Genomic DNA, 16,941 nt, shown 5'->3' with positions numbered 1-16,941 from the left:
CCCTATTCGTGGTCTTCAACGACTTCCGCATCGATGCGGTGTTCGCCGAAGAGAATCAGATTGACGAGGTGGTCGGTCAGCGCGATAGCAAAGAGGATGGCCCCCACCACCATGGCGATCTGGGGAATCCAGATCGGCGTGGCATCCTGCCCCTGACTGATGTCATGCAGCTTCCAAGACCAATAGGCGCCTTTCCATGCGTAGTAGGCCAGGTACCAGCCAAGTCCGGTGCCGATGGCAAAACACCAGATCTCGATCAGGCGCCGATAGCGTCCGGCGAACTGAAGGATGAGACTGACCCGGATGTGTGCGCCGCGATTAAGCGCGTGAGCAAAGGCAAAGAACGACGCGGCGGCCATACAGTAACCGGCGTAATCCGCAGCTCCGGGGAAAACATTCCCGGTCCAGCGCGCCAGCATCTGCAATACGACCAGCGACAAAATGGCGATCAGGAACAGGGCGGCAATCACCCCTGATCCGAAATAGAGTCTGTCCAGCGTTCGGCGGACGACCGATCCGGCAGCCTGCATCGACTTCCCCCTGTTTTTTCCGGAAATATCCTGCGGCGCGGGTCCATGTCCGGCCCGCGCAGCGCAGGTTAAGAAATGGAGAGGCGTTGAAGCCCCTCCATGTCAAAGCGTTTAGTTGGCTTTGAAAGCGTCGACGATCGCCTTGCCCTGCGCACCGGCTTTCTCGAGCCACTCGTTGGTCATGGTCTCACCGAAGCCCTGCAATTCGCCCTTCAGACCGTCGCCCGCAGGTGCCACGGACATTCCGCCGTCCCGCAAGCCCTTCAACGTGAAATCCGTATACTGGATCGAGCGCCAGAGACCGGCGTACGCCGCCATATCTGCACAGGCCAGAATCACGTTCTTGGTCGCATCGTCCAGACCATCCCAGGAGTCTTTGTTGACGAAGACGTGGTTGCGCGGCAGCCAGGCATCGACCTCGTAAAAGTGCGTCAGATGCTCCCAGACTTTCCGGTCATAGCCGGTCGCGCCGGACGAGATCATGGATTCGGCCACACCTGTCGCGAAGGCCTGTGAAATCTCGGCCGCCTCAACCTGGACCGGAAGCATTCCGGCCAGTTCGGCCAGACGCGCGGTTGCGGTATTGTAAGACCGGAACTTAACACCCTTCATATCCGCAACGGCATTCACTTCCTTCTTGAAGTAAAGGCCCTGCGGCGGCCAGGGAACAGCGTAAAGGAGTTTCAGATTCTGCTCTTCCAGGATTTTCTCGAGTTCCGGCCGGGCCGCTTCCCAAAGCTTCTCCGAAGCCTCGAAGGAGGTTGCCAGGAAGGGAATCGAATCGACACCGAAGACCGGATTTTCGTTCTGGTGGGCCGAGAGAATACGTTCGCCGATCGGCGCCTGTCCGGTCTGAACCGCACGCTTGATGTCATTCCCCTTGAACAGCGAGCCCGAAGGGTGCGTGACGATTTCCAGCTCGCCACCGGTGCCTTTGGTCACGCACTTGCCAAATTCCGCACCGGTCACCGAGTGGAAATTGGTGGCCGAATAGGCCATCGGCATGTCCCAGGTCTCGGCAGCGGCATTGGCCGTGACGGAAGCGGCCAGGCCGATTCCCGCCGCCGACGCCATAAGTGATTTCATAAGCTTCATGGTCTTTTCTCCCTGTTATTGGCGGCTCTCACGTCAGCCGCAATCACGCAAATCTCGCCGGCGCGTAGGCCGAAAGATCAATATTCGGGCGATCGCCGGAAATCAATCCGGCGAGAACGCGCCCGGTTTTCGGCCCCCCGGTCAGGCCGATATGGTGATGACCAAATCCCATAAAGACCGACTTGAGACCCGGGGCCTCGCCTATAACCGGAATGGAATCCGATACGGCGGGCCGATGGCCCATCCATTCCCGGGTTTCCTTCCAGGTCAAGTTTGGTATCGCTTTCGAGATATTCTCAAGCAGCAATTCGATAGGTCTGCGGCTGGCCGGCGCATCAAGGCCGCCGAACTCCACCAGACCCGCAACCCGCAGACGGCCGTCCATGGGCGTGACAACATATTTTCCCGATGCGACCATCACCGGCGAGCGCGGCATGACACTGGGTTCGATCAGCTCGACGTGATAGCCCCGCTCGCTCTCCAGCGGAACGTTCATTCCGAGTTTCTTTGTCAGGGGACCCGACCAGACACCGGCGGTGACCACGGCTGAATCGCATTCGATCACACCCTGATCCGTTACGACTCCGCTCACGGCGCCGTCTTCTTTCCGAAAGTCCGTCACGTCCGCCTTGACGCTGCGGCCGCCATTCTTCACGACCCAGTCAGCCAGGTCTTTAACATAGCGTCCCGGATCGGCGATACGGCCATGGCCGGAGAGGCAGGCCGCAAATTTCAGATCTTGGGAAAAGACCGGATCATATGCCTTGAAGGCATCGGCATCCAGTTCCTGCCAGGAAAAACCGTTCGCCTTGCGCAGTCCCCAGCCGAAGCTATCGGCCTCGAATTTGCTGCGGTCGTCATAGAGGAAGAGATAGTCGGATGGAACGAGCCACTTTTCTGCACCCGTTCCCTTCGCCAAAGCCTGATGCTGTTCCAGACTGTCGCCGATGACGGCGCTCAGTGCCGATGCGATGCGTGTGGTCTCCTCCGCCGAGCAGTGAGAGAGATAGTGCCGCAGAAAGGGAAGGAGTTTCGGCAGGTAAGACCAGCGCAGAAACAGCGGCGAGTTCGGGTCCATCAGCATAGAAGGCACCTTGCGGAGCAAGCCGGGCACCGTGACCGGCACGACGGAACAGGACGCCAGGATTCCCCCGTTGCCGTAGGACGTGCCTTCGCCCGGGCCAAGCCGGTCGATCAGAGTGACCTCGCATCCACTGCGCTGCAGCCAGACAGCCGTCGACACACCGATGATTCCAGCTCCGATAACGGCCACCTTCCTGGCGGCGGCAGCGCTATGTGTCGAAGCTCCGCTCATCCTGCGTCACGTCCCCTCACGTCTTGCATCTCCCCCAACCCGGAATTTTTCTCGTAGGATCGCACCAACCATTGAGCTTGAACGCGGCACTCGTGGAGCGCAAGCCTTACTGTCTTGTATCCGCGGCGTAGTGAGCAAGTTTTTCCAGATCCACATCAAATCCGAGACCCGGTCCCTCCGGGACTGCAACCTTGCCGTTATCGCAGGGAAAGGCTTCGCGCAGGATGTCTTCTTCCAGATACCAGCGGGCCTGATAAAACTCGCAGCCGAGCGAAATATTGGGCGTGGCGGCAATCATATGGGTTCCCGCGAGGTGCGCGAGCCCGCTCTCGAACATATCGCCGCCGTAGGCAGGCATGCCGGCGGATTCGGCGATCGCCGCGACCTCCATCCCCCGGCGCAGGCCGCCGGTTTTCATGATCTTCACCGAGATCGCATCGCAGAGCCGTCCTTTCACCGCTTTATGGGCGTCCCCGGGGGAGAAAACGGTTTCGTCGGCAAGAATCGGGGTCTCCAGTGCGGCAGTGAACCTGGCCATGGCCTCATGATTCCAGCCAGGCACCGGTTGCTCGATGAAGGTGACCTTAAACTGCTCGACATCCTTGAGCCTGCGCAGCGCGCCGAAGGGCTGCAGGCCCTGATTGTAGTCGACCCGGATGTTGAGTTCGGGATAGGCCTTTCGCAAGCGCTCCAGCCGCTCGATGTCGAAAGCATGGCTCTGAACGCCGGTCTTGAGCTTGATCATGCGTATGCCTCCTGCCCAGGCTTCGTCCAGCAGGTCCATGTCGGCATCGAAGTCCGGGTTGGCCAGTGAGATCGACAATGGAATCTCTTTGCGGTACCGGCCGCCGAGCAACGCCCAAACCGGCAGGCCCATGGCACGGCCACGGCAATCCAGCAGCGCCGTTTCCAGAGCCGCCTTGGCTTCCGTGTGGCCGGCGATCGCCCGGTTCGCATCAGCCATGATCAGAGGGATGTCCGCCGGATCCGCCCCCAGGACCACGGGCCTGATGTAGCGGTCCAGGGCTGCCGCAGTCGCTTCGGCGGTGCCGGTAAAAACCGCCCAGGGCGAGGCTTCCCCGAAACCAAAGACCCCGCTTGCGGTCTCCAGACGGATCACCACGACATCGACTTTATCGGCCACTAGGCCGCTGCCGTGATCACGCGCCGAGCGCACCGGCAACGCCGCATGCCAAACAGTCATGCGTTCGATGCTGTCCTTCTGATGCGTCATGCTATGGTGCGTCATGCTCCTGCCCCCCGTTTCGCTCATGCAACCCACTCACTGACAGGAGCATTCGCGTCCTGCAGCGGCTGTGCAATCACGTCGACGAGGGTTGGGCCGTCCGCCTCAAGTGCAGCCTTTATCGCACCTTCCAGATCCGCGGGGTCTTCGACCCGCCAGGTTTTCAATCCATAGGCCGCGGCGATGCCGGCGTGATCGCTGCGGGAGAAATCGACCGAGTAATAGCGCTCGCCGAAGCCGCTCTTTTGCCCCGCCTTGATCCAGCCGAAGACCGAATTGGAGAAGACCACATAGGTGACCGGCAGGTTCTTGCGCATCACGGTTTCGTACTCGCCGACCGTAAAGCCGAAACTGCCATCCCCCATCACCGAGACGCATTTGGCACCGGGCCGCCCATAGTATGCGCCGAGCACGGCTGCGGCCGAGTAGCCCAAAGCACCATGGGCGCGGTTGGTGATGAATTGCCGTCCGGCCTTGCCGTTCCGGTAAAAGGCCGAGAAGAACGGACAGGGTGTCCCGGGATCCGCCACCACGATCGCGTCGTCGTCCAGCAAGCGGCCCAGTGTCGATACCACCCGCTCGGGCCGGATCGGCGAATCATTGCTGGCGGCCCGTTCTTCGAAGTCGGCAAACTTGATCTTCTTGGCTTTGGCAATCCGTGCGGTGCCGCCGAAATCACGCTTTTCGCCCGATTGCGCCAGAACCTCATTGGCCATGCGGAGGGCAAGTTGCGCATCCCCGTTCAAGGCGACCTCGGTCTCGTAGTTGGCCGAAATCACCATGGGATCGACATCGATATGCAGAATCCGCTGGCCGGGTTTGGGACAACGCCAGCGCTCGGTGGTGACCGAACCGGCGCGGCAGCCGATGAAGAGGACCAGATCGGCTTCCTCTATCACCTCCCGGGTCTCAGGAACGCCGCCATTGCTGCCCACAACACCGAGGCAGAGCGGATGGCTGTCGGCCAAACTCCCCTGCCCGCTGATGGTCGTGGCCACGATCATGTTCAGGGCCTCGGCGAAGCTCTGCAGTTCGCTCTCCGCCCCGGAGATCACAATCCCGCCACCGCAGATGACCATGGGGTTTTTAGCCGACAGCAGCGCCTCGACCATCCGCTCGACAGCCTGAAGCGCAGGACCGGCCCGCCAGGCCGGATAACTGCCCAGTTCCGGCTGTGCCCAGATCTCGCTCTCCGACACCGCGGCTTTCTGTACGTCGAACGGCAGCCCGATATGTGCAGCACCCGGCCGGCCCGTTGTCATGGCCCGAAAGGCGGACCGCACCATGGCGGGCAGACGTTCGGCCTGATCGATCACCGTGTTCCATTTGGTGAGTGGACGAAAGAGGCTGTTCTGGTCCAACTCGGTCAAAGGGTATCGCCCCCGCGCCGAGACGGAGACGTCGGTCGTGATCCCCAGGATCGGCACGGAGGATTCGTTGGCCTCAACCAGTCCCGGCAGGATATAGGTCGCGCCGCCGCCGCTGGGCCCCTCACATACTCCCACCCTGCCCGACACCCGCGCGTAGGCGTCGGCCATATAAGCAGCATGGCGTTCATCACGCGTGAGAATGTGCTCAATCCCGTGATCGAGACGGAAGAGCGCGTCGTAGAGCGGCAGGGTCGTATCGCCGCAGAGCCCGAAGATGTGTTTGACGCCATGAGCCTGCAGCATCCGCACCATCGCCTCGGCACCGGTCAGCTCATTTCCACCTGCGGTCATTCCATTCACCCGTCGAGTTGGAGGACGCCTTAAGTCCTCGGAACACAGAGACTCCGCCTGCGCGCATCCCTGCATATTTTTCTGTATACAGAACTGTATGATTTGCATTGCACGAGAGTCAAGCAGGTGCCATAACTTTCCGGCAGCTGTCGGAAAGTGGCTTCAGGTTTGAGGCAATACGTTAGCTGCAGGCCCGCAAACCCGTGCTGAGGAAGCGGACGGGAGGAGCACAAATGCCTGGTGAAACCATGAACCCGGCAAGCGTCGATCGTATTTACGATGCGGTCAGGGAACTGGCCGCGAGCTACGCTATCAAACCGGATGAACGAATCAATGAAGGCACCCTGGCGAAGTCGCTCGGTGCCAGCCGCACACCGGTCCGAGAGGCCCTTAACCGTCTGGTGGCTGAGGAGCTTCTGGTCTTTCAGCCCGGGAAGGGATTCTTTTGCCGGGCCCTGGATCCGCAGCAGATCTTTAATCTCTACGAGCTTCGCGTGATCCTGGAAGAGGCTGCGATCACCCTCGCCTGCGAACGTGCCAGTGACGAGGATATCGAAGCCCTGCATGAAGACCTCAGGACCAACGGCCAGAATTATGAAGGCAAAAGCGCAAAGGAACTGGTCGCTTACGACGAGCACTTTCACGAAACCCTGGTCGGCCTGTCAGGCAACAACGAGCTGGTAAAACGCTTGCGCAACATCAACGCCCGGATCCGTTTTGTCCGCTGGTTCGATATGGAACAGCGAATCTCGGTCACGCGCGGCGAACACCGGCAGCTGTTGACCCGGCTGGCCGCGCGCGATGCCGAGGCCTGCCGCCGCATTCTGCGCGGCCATATCGAAAAACGCCTGGACCAGATCATCGCCTATGCCCGCGCGGGCTATTCGGCCCTCTACCTGCCCGACGTGCAGGGTCCACTGGCAGGAAGTCCACTTGCTGCAGGCACAGAAGGTTAGTTCAGAGCAGGGCAAAGCCCAAAGACGCGAGAAGCGTAAGACGGATATGAAAGTCAAAGGCGGAAAAAGTCTGTACGGCGCCAGCGTGGGAATCCTGATGCTGGAAACCCGGTTTCCCCGTATTCAGGGAGATATGTGTAACGCCCTGACCTGGCCCTTCCCAGTCCATTACAAGGTGGTCAGCGGCGCTTCGCCGGACCGGGTGGTACGGAACCGGGCGGAAGGTTTGCTCGATACTTTCCTGACCGACGCAAAGGCTCTGGTCGCGCAGGGGGCCGACGGCATCACCACCAACTGCGGTTTCCTCTCGCTCTTTCAGGACCAGCTTGCCGAGGCTTGCGGTGTGCCCGTGGCGACCTCTTCTCTCATGCAGGTCGAGGCTGTCAACCGCCTGCTGCCACCGGGCAAGCGCTGCGGCATTCTGACCATCTCCCGCAAGAGCCTATCGGAAGAGCACCTGCAGGCGGCGCGCGTACCGCTCGATACGCCGGTGGGCGGGACCGACGGCCTGCGCGAGTTCAGCCGGGTCATCCTCGATGACGAGGAGGAACTGGATATCGAAGCCAGCCGCCTGGATCTGATCGATGCCGCCCGTGACCTCAAGGAAGCGAATCCGGATGTAGGTGCGATTGTTCTGGAATGCACCAACATGGTGCCCTTCGCCGCGGATGTGCGCGCCGCGACCGGTCTGCCGGTCTACAGTATCTACAGCTACATTCTTTGGTTCCAGTCCGCCCTGGCGCCACGCGTTTTTCCGCAAGGCCTGTAGTTCGCAAACCAGATAGTTCACGGATCACAATCTTAGCTTTGGCCATCGCCACGACGGCACTTAAAGTGGCCGGATGAAGATTTTGATTTTTACCATGGGCTCGCGCGGCGACGTTCAGCCATACCTGGCCCTTGGTCGGGCGCTCCTGGACCGCGGACACGAGGTCACGCTTTCCTGTTCGCGAGATTTCGATGAGATGATCGAAACGGCCGGGCTCACGCCCGCGCCGCTCTCGATCGACATCCGGGCCTTGCTCGAATCGCCGGAAATTCAGGAGGCACTCGCCGGCTTCACGGCCAAGATCCGTGCCTGGCGCCAATTCAGGCCACTGATGCGCAGGTTGCTCGACGAGACCTGGGAAGTGGCGCGCGAGGCCAAACCTGATTTACTGATCTATCACCCCAAAAGCGGGGCGGCGCAGCATATCGCCGAAGCCCTGCGGATCCCGGCGATCCCCACGACCCTGCAGCCGGGATTCGTTGAAACCCGCGAATTCCCGCAATTTCTCCTACCGGGCATGAAGCTTGGAGACTTCGCAAACCAACTGAGCCACAGAGCCTTCGGCTGGTTGACCTATTGGAGTCAGGCGGGCTTTCAAAAACGCTGGCGCGAGCAGACTCTCGGCCTCTCGACACCCTACCCCCGCGACTTCTTTGCCGGTTACGACCCGGCCGGGCGGATACTGCCGCGCCTGCACGGCTACAGCCGCAACATTCAGCCCAGGCCCGCCGACTGGGATGCCCGCGAGGAAATCACCGGTTACTGGTTCAGCTCAGCCGAACAGGACTGGGCAGCCCCGGAAGATCTTACGCGCTTTCTGGATTTGGGACCGCCACCTGTCTACATCGGCTTCGGCAGCATGCCGTCGAGCGACGTCGAACGCACCACTCAGGCGGTGACCGGCGCCCTTGAGCTTTGCGGCCGACGCGGCATCCTGGCCACGGGTTGGGGCGGTCTGGGAGACCTTGGCGAGAGCCGTGACATCCACGTGCTTGAACGGGCGCCTCACTCCTGGCTCTTCCCCCGCTGTTCCGCGGTGGTGCATCACGGCGGCGCGGGCACCACGCACGAAGGCCTGCGCTGGGGCCGTCCCAGCGTTCTCTGCCCACTGGGCGTCGATCAGCCTTATTGGGGTCACCGTGTGCAAGTGCTTGGCGTAGGCCCGGCCCCCGTTCCGCAAAAACGCCTGACCGCGGAGAACCTGGCAAGAGCGCTGGAAGAGGCGCACAATCCGTCGGTAATCGACCGCGCTGAAGCGTTGGGCGAGACAATCCGCGCCGAACAGGGCGCCAAAGGCGCCGCGGAGGTGATAGAGCGGAGTCTTGCGTGACCAGCGAGGCTCTAAAGCCTGATGGTCACCTCAGACCTTCGGCTTGGGCTATGATTGTCCCCAGGCTCTCGCGACGAAGAGATGGATAGCCCCAAAGCCTCAGTTCGAATTCCCGGTCTTGCAGAACCTCATGAAGTATGTGTTGTCCTGCGCGCTCCAATCTGCTTCAGGCTTCTGCGACATGGCGCGGCACCAGCCTTCAGGCGTATACTGTGCGAGAGCGATCTGCATGGCGGTTTGCGCCAGGTTTTGCTGAACACTCAGTTCAGGACAGTGAGTCTCGATGATTTTGCCGGAAGCCTGGATCCGGTCGCTCGACTGCGTCATCCGCGTTTGCAGGGCCCGAAAGCGGGTTGCGAGAAAGTTGTTCAACGCCTGCGCCTCCTCAAGTGTATCGGGCAGTTCCAGAGACTCTCGTCTCTCGGCGTTGGCGACCAACTGGTTAAGGCTCTCCTGCACAGACTGACAGATGGCTCTCACTCCGGCGACTGGCGTGCGTTGATCGACTTTCAAGGGCGCGAACATAATTGCTTCGAAGTTGTCGAAGGCCTTGGAAACTACCTCCCGATGCGCAGAGGCTTCCAGGGCCTGGGTGCCTGCAGGTGACAGGGCCATGGCTGCGGCAAACAACACGAGCTTTAGACTTCTCACGTTCTCAGTCCCTTTCCGGACAGGTATCTTAAGGGGTCGAACAGGACACGATCCCTGCGAGTCTGACCGACATTCGTTGAAAAAACGACAACGGCGGGTAATCGTTCGCGGGAAACCGCGCGGGGGGCTTTTTTTGACCTTCCTTGAAATTTTTGTTGTCCTGACAGCCTGGCGGGTCGAGGGTTGGTGCTCCTCCTGTCTATGCAGACGATTACCGCGGGAACCGATCTTGTAATGCCTGACAGCCCCGAAACATCCACTGACGAGCACCTGAGCTTCGCCGCGCAGCAGGATATCCCGATCCCCTACCTCGCGCGCATCCGCAGTTATTATCAGGCCCTGGGCTACGGCAAACCCTACGTCTGGGCACACTACAGCAGCGTGCCCTTTACACCTTTGACGAAACCCCTCGCGGACTGCCGTCTGGCGCTGGTGACGACCGCGGCGCCCTACCAGCCTGACAAAGGCGATCAGGGCCCGGGCGCAGCTTACAACGGCGCGGCCAAATTCCATCGCGTATATACTTTGTCAAGCGACAGCGAACCCGACTTGCGGATCTCTCACATCAGCTATGACCGGCAGCATACGACGGCGGAGGATATGCGAAGCTGGTGTCCGCTCGCGCAGATGAAGCAATGTGCGGCAAAAGGTGAAATCAGCGGCCTGACGCGGAGCCTGCTCGGCGTGCCGACCAACCGCAGCCAGAAGACGACCCTGACCCAGGACGCCCCGGAAATTCTGGAGCGGATCACGGAGGAAGGCGCCGATGCGGTCGTTCTGGTGCCGAACTGCCCGGTCTGCCATCAGACCGTCTCGCTGACCGCGCGGCACCTCGAGGCCAACGGCATTCCAACCGTCGTGATGGCCTGCGCCAAAGACATCGTGGAGCATGTCGGCGTGCCCCGCCTGCTCTTCAGCGACTTTCCCCTGGGTAACGCCGCAGGTAAGCCGAACGACGAGGCCTCACAGGCTTTTACGCTGGGGCTTGCGCTGCAGACCCTGGCGGCAGCGCCCGGCCCGCGCACAACGGTCCAGTCGCCCCTCCGGTGGAGTGACGATCCAGACTGGAAGCAGGACTTTTACAACATTGAACGCCTCTCGGATCAGCAGATCCGCGACCTGCGTGCCGACTTCGACCGCCAGAAGGACATTGCAAAACGCGAGCGGGAAAAGAGCCGCGCGTAAGCGGACTGCATGGCAGTGCTGCTTCAAGGGAAGTGGTGAGCCCGCTGCGGCTGTGTCAGACTGTTCCTCATCTTTTCAACGAACCAGAGCCCCTGCATGTCGATCATCTCATCTGTCGAGGAACTGGAAGCCATCTATGGCCAGCCGGGCGAAGCCTCCCTGGTCAAGGTTGCACAGAAGATCACACCGGAATACCGGCGCTTTATCGAGGCCGCGCCCTTTGCGGCGCTCGCCACCAGCGGCCCCGAGGGGCTGGACTGCTCGCCACGCGGTGACCTGGCCGGGTTCGTGAGGGTTCACGATTCAAAGACGCTGATGATGCCTGACCGGCGCGGCAACAACCGGGTCGACTCCCTGCGCAACATCGTTCGGGATCCACGCGCGGCGCTGCTGTTCCTGATCCCGGGTCACGGCAACTGCATCCGGGTGAACGGCCGTGCGCATCTTGATACCGATCCTGAACTCCTGGCTTCCTTCGCCGTCAAGGAGAAGCCGCCGCGCTCGGTGATCGTGATGAAAATCGACGAACTTTACTTCCAATGCGCCCGGGCCATCGTGCGTTCCAAACTCTGGAATCCGGAACACCACGTGGATAAAAAATCTCTTCCGACGCCCGGTCAAATCCTGGCTTCCATGACCGAAAGCCGCGTTGGCGGCGAAGACTACGACCAGGCCTGGGACGCGCGCGCGCAAAAGACGCTTTGGTAACCCCCTGAGCAAACACCTAACCGGGCTAAAATCTAACTGTCGTCCGTGAAGGCCGAGACAATTGCCTCGGACATGGCCTCTACCGCGACTGTATCGGTTCCTTCGCCACGCAGCAGCAGAAGGTGCGAGACCGGCAGTTCGGGAAAGCCGTCTTCCGGCTTAAGGATCTGCATTCCGGGTTCGAGTGTACTGCGCGCGATCATGCCGGCTGCCAGACCCGAAGCGATGGCCGCCTTGACCCCGGCAACACTGTCGCTTGAATAAGCGATCCTGTAGGGACGCCCGGCCGATTGCAGCGCCGACACCGCCACATCGCGCCACCAACAGCTCCGCTCAAACAGCGCAAGTGGTACCGTTTGGCCTGAGGAGAACGGGAAGCCTTTGCGGCAAACCCAAAGCGTTTCTTCTTCCAACAGAACCCTGGCCTTGACCGCAACAGGCAGATGATCACTGGTGGTGACCGCAAGGTCGAGCTCTCCCCGATCCACCATGGTATCGAAATCGACGCTGAAGCCGCAGCGCACGGAAACCTGAACCTGCGGGTGGCGGGCGGCAAAGGCTGCGAGAACGTCCGGCAGAATACTCGTACCGTATTCGTCCGGAATGCCGACCCGTACGACACCAGTCACGGGAGTCTGCGCAAAAGACGCCGCGACCTGATCGAGTTGACGGACGATCGGTTCGGCGGATTGCAGCAAAGTCTCCCCTGCCTCGGTTAGGGTAACGCCGCGCGCTTCCCGGGCGAAAAGCGTGACCCGGAGCCGCTCCTCCAGCTGTTTGATTTGAACGCTTAGTGCAGACTGTGTTTTGTGAAGCGCGCGCGCCGCACGGGTCACATTCCCACGGCGTGCCACGACGATGAAACTGCGCAAAAGCTCGCTGTCGAGCGTGGCGATAGATCGATCGTTTTTATTCATACCTAATATAGTAACTATTCGTTTGTGCGATTTCTAGCCCTACGCGATCCTCCTGCTCTGAAAATGCAACGGATCTCTCAAAAGCAGGAAAGCCCTCGCATGAGTCTGGACCTCCCAAAACGCGCGGCGGAACGCGGTTTTCCGCCCCTAAAAAGCCTGGTAAAGCTTGGATTTCTCCTAGCCGTCGTGACGGCAGCCCTGCTCTGGCCGGGACATGCCTGGGCAGCCACGGTCTTTGCGCTGAAGAACCTTATCCTGATCCTGCCCATGATCGCGCTGGGTCTGTTTCTGACGGCGGGCGTACACGCCAGCGGCAGCATGGCGCTGATCGCGGCCGCTTTCCGGGGCCGCCCGGTTCGGATGATCCTTTTGGCCGCGCTGATCGGCGCCCTGACCCCGGTCTGTGGCGTATCGGTTCTGCCTCTGGTCGCGGGACTGCTGGCGGGCGGTGTCCCGCTCGCCCCTATTATGGCGTTCTGGCTTTCTTCTCCGATCACCGACCCGGGGATGCTGGCGATTACCGCAGGTACCCTGGGCAGTTCCTTCGCAATTGGCAAAACCCTCTCGGCCTTCGTGATTGGTCTCTTTGGCGGTAGCGTGACCGCGGTCATCATCGCCGCGGGCCGCTTCAGGCATCCGGCAAAGGCTTCGCTCTCCCAAAGTCTTGGCAAGAGCTGCGGTACGGCGAGCGGATGCAGTGAAGCAACTCATCAAGACCTCTACTGGCGTTTCTGGCACTCGGCGGCACGACGCAAAACCTTCCTGACGTCCTGCCTGGGCAACGGCCGCCTGATGATCACCTGGCTCTTTGCCGCCTTTATCGCGGAATACGCCCTGCAGCTCTTTCTTCCGCCTGATTTTGTCGGCCGCTTCGCGAGCGGCGACGACTGGTGGTCGGTCCCGGCGGCTGCGGTTGTGGGTGCGCCGATTTACCTGGACGGATATGCCGCCCTGCCGCTGATCCGTGCACTGATCGACAGCGGCATGGGACAGGGCCCGGCCATGGCCTTCCTGATCGCCGGCGGCATCACCAGCGCCTGGGCCGCGATCCCGGTCTTCGCGCTGGTTCGCTTGCCCGTATTTCTCTTCTATGTGGTTATGGCGGTGCTGAGCGCCATCCTCTGCGGGTGGCTTTTCGGCCTCGCACTGTCACTAATGGCATAGGCGCCAAATTCCCGCATGACAGGGCCCGGTGGAGCCAACTACCTTCCGTGTCTTGTGTTTCCATCCCCACAGACAGACTTTTATGCCCGACGGTAAAAGTTCGAAGAGCCGTTTTCCGGAAAACGGCATCATGTCGCTGCCGGATCTTCACCGCCGGCACGACCTGGCCGGCGGCACCGGAGAAAATCTCGACCCACGCGACCTGATCGGCCCGCAAGAGCTCGACAGCTTTCTCGCCATGCCGCTGGAATACGGCGCCTCGCGTCGCGATCCCGAGCTCCGCGCGCTCATCGGGGCACGTTGCGGCATCGATGGCGAGAAGCCGCTGATGACGCAGGGTGCCGCGGTGGAGCGATTTTACGACAGCCAGGCTCAGTACGACCTTCAGATATCAGACGGCCGCTGGTTTGGGGAAGATCAACGCATCTTGCGCATCGGCTTCGGATATCTGCCGCTGAGAGACCTCGAAGCGGCACTGGGGGCGTTCGCTCCAGCCTTGGGGGATTGAAGAGACAAGGGTTAAAGCCCGGCCGATTTCGTGTAAACTCTTTGCGCGAAAATTTCTTTCGTCGTTTGCGATTGCAGAAGAGATCCGGTCCTAACTGCTGTTTCGGACCGCAGCTAATTGAATTATATGGAAATTTACTCTCAACCTTCACCCGACTGCGCCGCGAACGGATTCTGAAAGCATCGCGTCGGGGATTGCAAAAAAAGTCTTCCTATGCCGCAGGGTAACTCTACGAAACCGCGTGGTGCCAGCAGCCCGAAACTGATCCGAGACCGTGCCGACGAGCTGGTCTCAGCGATCGGACGTGACGATTTTTTCGCGCTTTTATCGAGCGCCCTGGGGGACATTCTCCACTTCGAATTCCTGATCGTTTTTCTGTATCGCAAGGACGCGGCTCCTGCGCGGCTGCACGACAGCATCACCGCCGCACGCCACCGCAAGGGACTGAACAACTATCTCAAGAACACCTATGTCCTGAACCCATTCTATCAGGCCCTGCGCAAGGGTGTGGAACCGGGCGTTTACTTCATGAAGAATTTCATGCCTGCCCCCTGCGACCTTGAAAACCGGCAACAGGATTTTCGGCTGCGTGTGGACAGCTACGAAGAAATCGGGTTTCTGACCGAGGACTGGCCGTCCGGCATGCAGGAGCTGCTGCTCGTCATGCCGATCGATCCCTCAACCCTGGTCGAAGTCTCCCTCTCCAAAAAGGAAGCGGGCGGCGGCTTTACGGCGGGGAACGTCACGGAGCTCAGAGGCGTCTTCTCCTTTCTTCACGCCCTGATCCGGAAACACTGGGAGGTCGCATCACACCTCCTGGCACCCGAACTGGAAGCACCACTGCTCGAACGTCTTTTTATGAACTTCGGGCAGGATGTGCTGAGCGAACGGGAACGTCAGGTGATCCGGTTGGTACTCCTGGGACACTCCTCGACATCGGTCGCGCTGAATCTGGGCGTGGCCCTGCCCACAGTGAAATCACATCGGCGCAATGCCTATGCGAAGCTTGAGATTTCGTCTCAGGCCGAGCTCTTCGCGCTCTTCATGTCTTCGGTTCACGAACTGCGGGATTCGCTCTGAATCACAGCAGCCCCTGAAGCGCCCCTGGAAAAAATACGTAGACTTCCTATCTTGTGGAACAACAGCGCTGGAGCGACGCTGGAAACGCCGGGCATGTCGCGTTCTCCCGCCGCGTTGAGCTCGTGTCACGTTCAATCGGAAAGATTTTTTTCGGCCGGAAATCCAAGGCAGCGTTTTTAAGAAATTTAACGCTCTCGGATGACCTCAAGAATGCAGTTAAACGTGACAGGCGCAAGAGCGTTCCGCCACCCCTGTTTATCGTGTCATCCCTTAGGATGATGTTCCCGGATGACGGTTGTCGTCTATCTATGTCACACTACCTTTAGAGGCGATCCCGCTTTTCGGGATCCGATAAGGACCGATCGTTTATGTCTTTTCCCATCGAGCGCGTGCGCGAGGCCTTTCCCGCCCTGTCAATTGAGGACAATAACCGCGCTAGAATTTACCTTGATAATCCCGCGGGAACGCAGGTTGCACAGAGCGTGGCAGACGCCGTGGCTCACTGCCTGATCAACAGCAATGCCAACCTCGGCGGCTACTTCCCGACCACCCTCGCCGCCGCCGAAGTGGTCGAAGAGGCCCACCGCGCCATGGCGGACTTCCTGGGCGCCGCCTCGGCGGACGAGATCATCATCGGCGCGAACATGACCAGCATCACCTTTCATCTGGCCCGCAGCATCTGCCGCGACTTCAAGCCCGGTGACGAGATCCTGCTGACCCGGATGGACCACGAAGGCAACGTCGCGCCCTGGCTGACCATCGCCGAGGATCTGGGACTGGTGGTCAAGTGGCTGCCCTTCGATACTGAAACCTGGCAGGTCGAGCCGGAAACGCTGGCCGCCAATCTCAGCGAGCGCACCCGCCTGATCGCCTTCAATTATGCCAGCAATCTGACCGGATCTATCAACGATGTGAAGGCCTTAACCGCATTGGCCAAAGAGGCAGGCGCGCTGGTCTACATCGATGCCGTACAGTTGGCGCCGCACCGGGCGATCGACGTTCAGGATATCGGTTGCGACTTTCTCGCCTGCTCCGCTTACAAGTTCTTTGGTCCGCACATCGGCATTGTCTGGGGCCGCCCGGAGGTTCTTCGCGGGCTTCCGGCCTACAAATGCCGCTGCGTCGGCGATGACTTGATGGGAAAGTTCGAGACCGGCACGCCGCAGATCGAGCTGCTGGCCGGCCTCACGGCAAGCGTGGACTACTTCGCCTGGCTCGGAAGCCAGACCGGGTCCAGTGGCTCCCGGCGGGAAAAAATCCTTGCCGCCTTCGAAGCCGCACACGCCTACGAAAGGCCGCTGGCCATCCAGTTGATCGAAGGGCTCCAGGCGCTCCCCGAAGTCACCATTCACGGCATCACCAATCTGAACCGGATCGATCACCGCGTGCCGACCGTTTCCTTCAGCTATAACGGCCATAAACCTTCCCTCGTCTCCAAGACCCTGAGCGACAACAACATCTTTATCTGGGATGGTCATAACTACGCCCTTGAGGTGGTCCGTCAGCTCGGCATTCCGGAGGACGAAGGGATCGTCAGAATCGGGATCGCCCACTACAACACCGAAGCCGAGATCGATCGCACCCTGGAATGCCTCGCGGCAATCGGAAAGTAATCCCCCGCCCTTACAGCGCGGCGGCAACAGGGTCTTCCGGAAATCCCGCACAGCAGGAAGAACTGTATACGCAACCCGGAACATTCCGGTCTGATATACAGATCAGTTGCTTGCGGGATTTTATCCCCCGGAAAAGGCTTGGTTGTCACCCGC

General features: G+C 60.4%; 16 protein-coding genes. 9 read left to right on the top strand and 7 right to left on the bottom strand.

Annotation, left to right across the window (positions count from 1 at the left end):
- Window positions 1–2: 2 nt before the first annotated feature.
- The 5 genes from FKG95_RS04520 to FKG95_RS04500 all read right to left on the bottom strand — a co-directional run bounded on the left by FKG95_RS04520 (window position 3) and on the right by FKG95_RS04500 (window position 5,907).
- Window positions 3–530, bottom strand: a complete 528-nt coding sequence (locus tag FKG95_RS04520) for a TRAP transporter small permease (protein WP_142895084.1) — start codon at window positions 528–530, stop codon at window positions 3–5.
- 111 nt (window positions 531–641) lie between these two features.
- Window positions 642–1,625 carry a TRAP transporter substrate-binding protein gene (locus FKG95_RS04515; RefSeq protein WP_142895083.1) on the bottom strand — a complete coding sequence of 328 codons (984 nt, stop codon included), beginning with the start codon at window positions 1,623–1,625 and terminating at the stop codon, window positions 642–644.
- A gap of 43 nt (window positions 1,626–1,668) precedes the next feature.
- Window positions 1,669–2,940 (bottom strand): NAD(P)/FAD-dependent oxidoreductase, encoded by a 1,272-nt coding sequence (locus FKG95_RS04510; RefSeq protein ID WP_142895082.1) that lies wholly within the window; start codon window positions 2,938–2,940, stop codon window positions 1,669–1,671.
- 106 nt (window positions 2,941–3,046) lie between these two features.
- The gene (locus FKG95_RS04505; protein ID WP_246116675.1) at window positions 3,047–4,189 is read right to left on the bottom strand and encodes an enolase C-terminal domain-like protein; all 1,143 of its coding nucleotides are present in this window, start codon (window positions 4,187–4,189) and stop codon (window positions 3,047–3,049) included.
- 20 nt (window positions 4,190–4,209) lie between these two features.
- Entirely contained in the window at window positions 4,210–5,907 is a 1,698-nt protein-coding gene (locus FKG95_RS04500) for a thiamine pyrophosphate-binding protein (RefSeq protein WP_142895081.1), read from the bottom strand.
- A gap of 233 nt (window positions 5,908–6,140) precedes the next feature.
- On the opposite strand from FKG95_RS04500, the gene FKG95_RS04495 reads away from it, so the two are divergent.
- The 3 genes from FKG95_RS04495 (at window position 6,141) to FKG95_RS04485 (ending at window position 8,962) form a co-directional block, all read left to right on the top strand.
- Window positions 6,141–6,863: a GntR family transcriptional regulator gene (locus tag FKG95_RS04495; RefSeq protein ID WP_142895080.1), complete on the top strand. Its 723-nt coding sequence runs from the start codon at window positions 6,141–6,143 to the stop codon at window positions 6,861–6,863.
- A gap of 46 nt (window positions 6,864–6,909) precedes the next feature.
- Window positions 6,910–7,632 carry an aspartate/glutamate racemase family protein gene (locus FKG95_RS04490; RefSeq protein WP_142895079.1) on the top strand — a complete coding sequence of 241 codons (723 nt, stop codon included), beginning with the start codon at window positions 6,910–6,912 and terminating at the stop codon, window positions 7,630–7,632.
- A gap of 73 nt (window positions 7,633–7,705) precedes the next feature.
- Window positions 7,706–8,962, top strand: coding sequence for a glycosyltransferase (locus FKG95_RS04485; RefSeq protein WP_142895078.1), 1,257 nt, complete (start codon window positions 7,706–7,708; stop codon window positions 8,960–8,962).
- Between the two features lie 99 nt (window positions 8,963–9,061).
- Here FKG95_RS04485 and FKG95_RS04480 read toward each other — a convergent pair whose 3' ends face one another.
- On the bottom strand, window positions 9,062–9,613 hold the full coding sequence (locus tag FKG95_RS04480; RefSeq protein ID WP_142895077.1) for a DUF3012 domain-containing protein: 552 nt from the start codon (window positions 9,611–9,613) through the stop codon (window positions 9,062–9,064).
- 234 nt (window positions 9,614–9,847) lie between these two features.
- Between FKG95_RS04480 and FKG95_RS04475 the strand changes: the two genes are divergently transcribed.
- Together FKG95_RS04475 and FKG95_RS04470 are read left to right on the top strand one after the other, a co-directional pair.
- Window positions 9,848–10,798 (top strand): glycine/sarcosine/betaine reductase selenoprotein B family protein, encoded by a 951-nt coding sequence (locus tag FKG95_RS04475; protein WP_142895076.1) that lies wholly within the window; start codon window positions 9,848–9,850, stop codon window positions 10,796–10,798.
- 96 nt (window positions 10,799–10,894) lie between these two features.
- Window positions 10,895–11,506 (top strand): pyridoxamine 5'-phosphate oxidase family protein, encoded by a 612-nt coding sequence (locus FKG95_RS04470; RefSeq protein ID WP_142895075.1) that lies wholly within the window; start codon window positions 10,895–10,897, stop codon window positions 11,504–11,506.
- Between the two features lie 32 nt (window positions 11,507–11,538).
- Here FKG95_RS04470 and FKG95_RS04465 read toward each other — a convergent pair whose 3' ends face one another.
- On the bottom strand, window positions 11,539–12,423 hold the full coding sequence (locus FKG95_RS04465) for a LysR substrate-binding domain-containing protein (RefSeq protein WP_142895074.1): 885 nt from the start codon (window positions 12,421–12,423) through the stop codon (window positions 11,539–11,541).
- Window positions 12,424–12,522: 99 nt separating this feature from the next.
- Here FKG95_RS04465 and FKG95_RS04460 point away from each other — a divergent pair, with 99 nt between their 5' ends.
- The 4 genes from FKG95_RS04460 to FKG95_RS04445 all read left to right on the top strand — a co-directional run bounded on the left by FKG95_RS04460 (window position 12,523) and on the right by FKG95_RS04445 (window position 16,788).
- Window positions 12,523–13,587: a permease gene (locus tag FKG95_RS04460; protein WP_142895073.1), complete on the top strand. Its 1,065-nt coding sequence runs from the start codon at window positions 12,523–12,525 to the stop codon at window positions 13,585–13,587.
- Between the two features lie 82 nt (window positions 13,588–13,669).
- Window positions 13,670–14,095, top strand: coding sequence for a hypothetical protein (locus FKG95_RS04455; protein WP_142895072.1), 426 nt, complete (start codon window positions 13,670–13,672; stop codon window positions 14,093–14,095).
- A 213-nt stretch (window positions 14,096–14,308) separates the two neighbouring features.
- Window positions 14,309–15,175, top strand: coding sequence for a helix-turn-helix domain-containing protein (locus FKG95_RS04450; protein ID WP_142895071.1), 867 nt, complete (start codon window positions 14,309–14,311; stop codon window positions 15,173–15,175).
- A gap of 368 nt (window positions 15,176–15,543) precedes the next feature.
- Window positions 15,544–16,788 (top strand): cysteine desulfurase-like protein, encoded by a 1,245-nt coding sequence (locus FKG95_RS04445; RefSeq protein ID WP_142895070.1) that lies wholly within the window; start codon window positions 15,544–15,546, stop codon window positions 16,786–16,788.
- The last annotated feature ends 153 nt before the right edge of the window (window positions 16,789–16,941 follow it).

The sequence above is a fragment of the Denitrobaculum tricleocarpae genome (assembly GCF_007004665.1).
Taxonomy (GTDB): Bacteria; Pseudomonadota; Alphaproteobacteria; order Kiloniellales; family Kiloniellaceae; genus Denitrobaculum; species Denitrobaculum tricleocarpae.
This window is presented reverse-complemented; position numbering and strand designations above follow the sequence as displayed.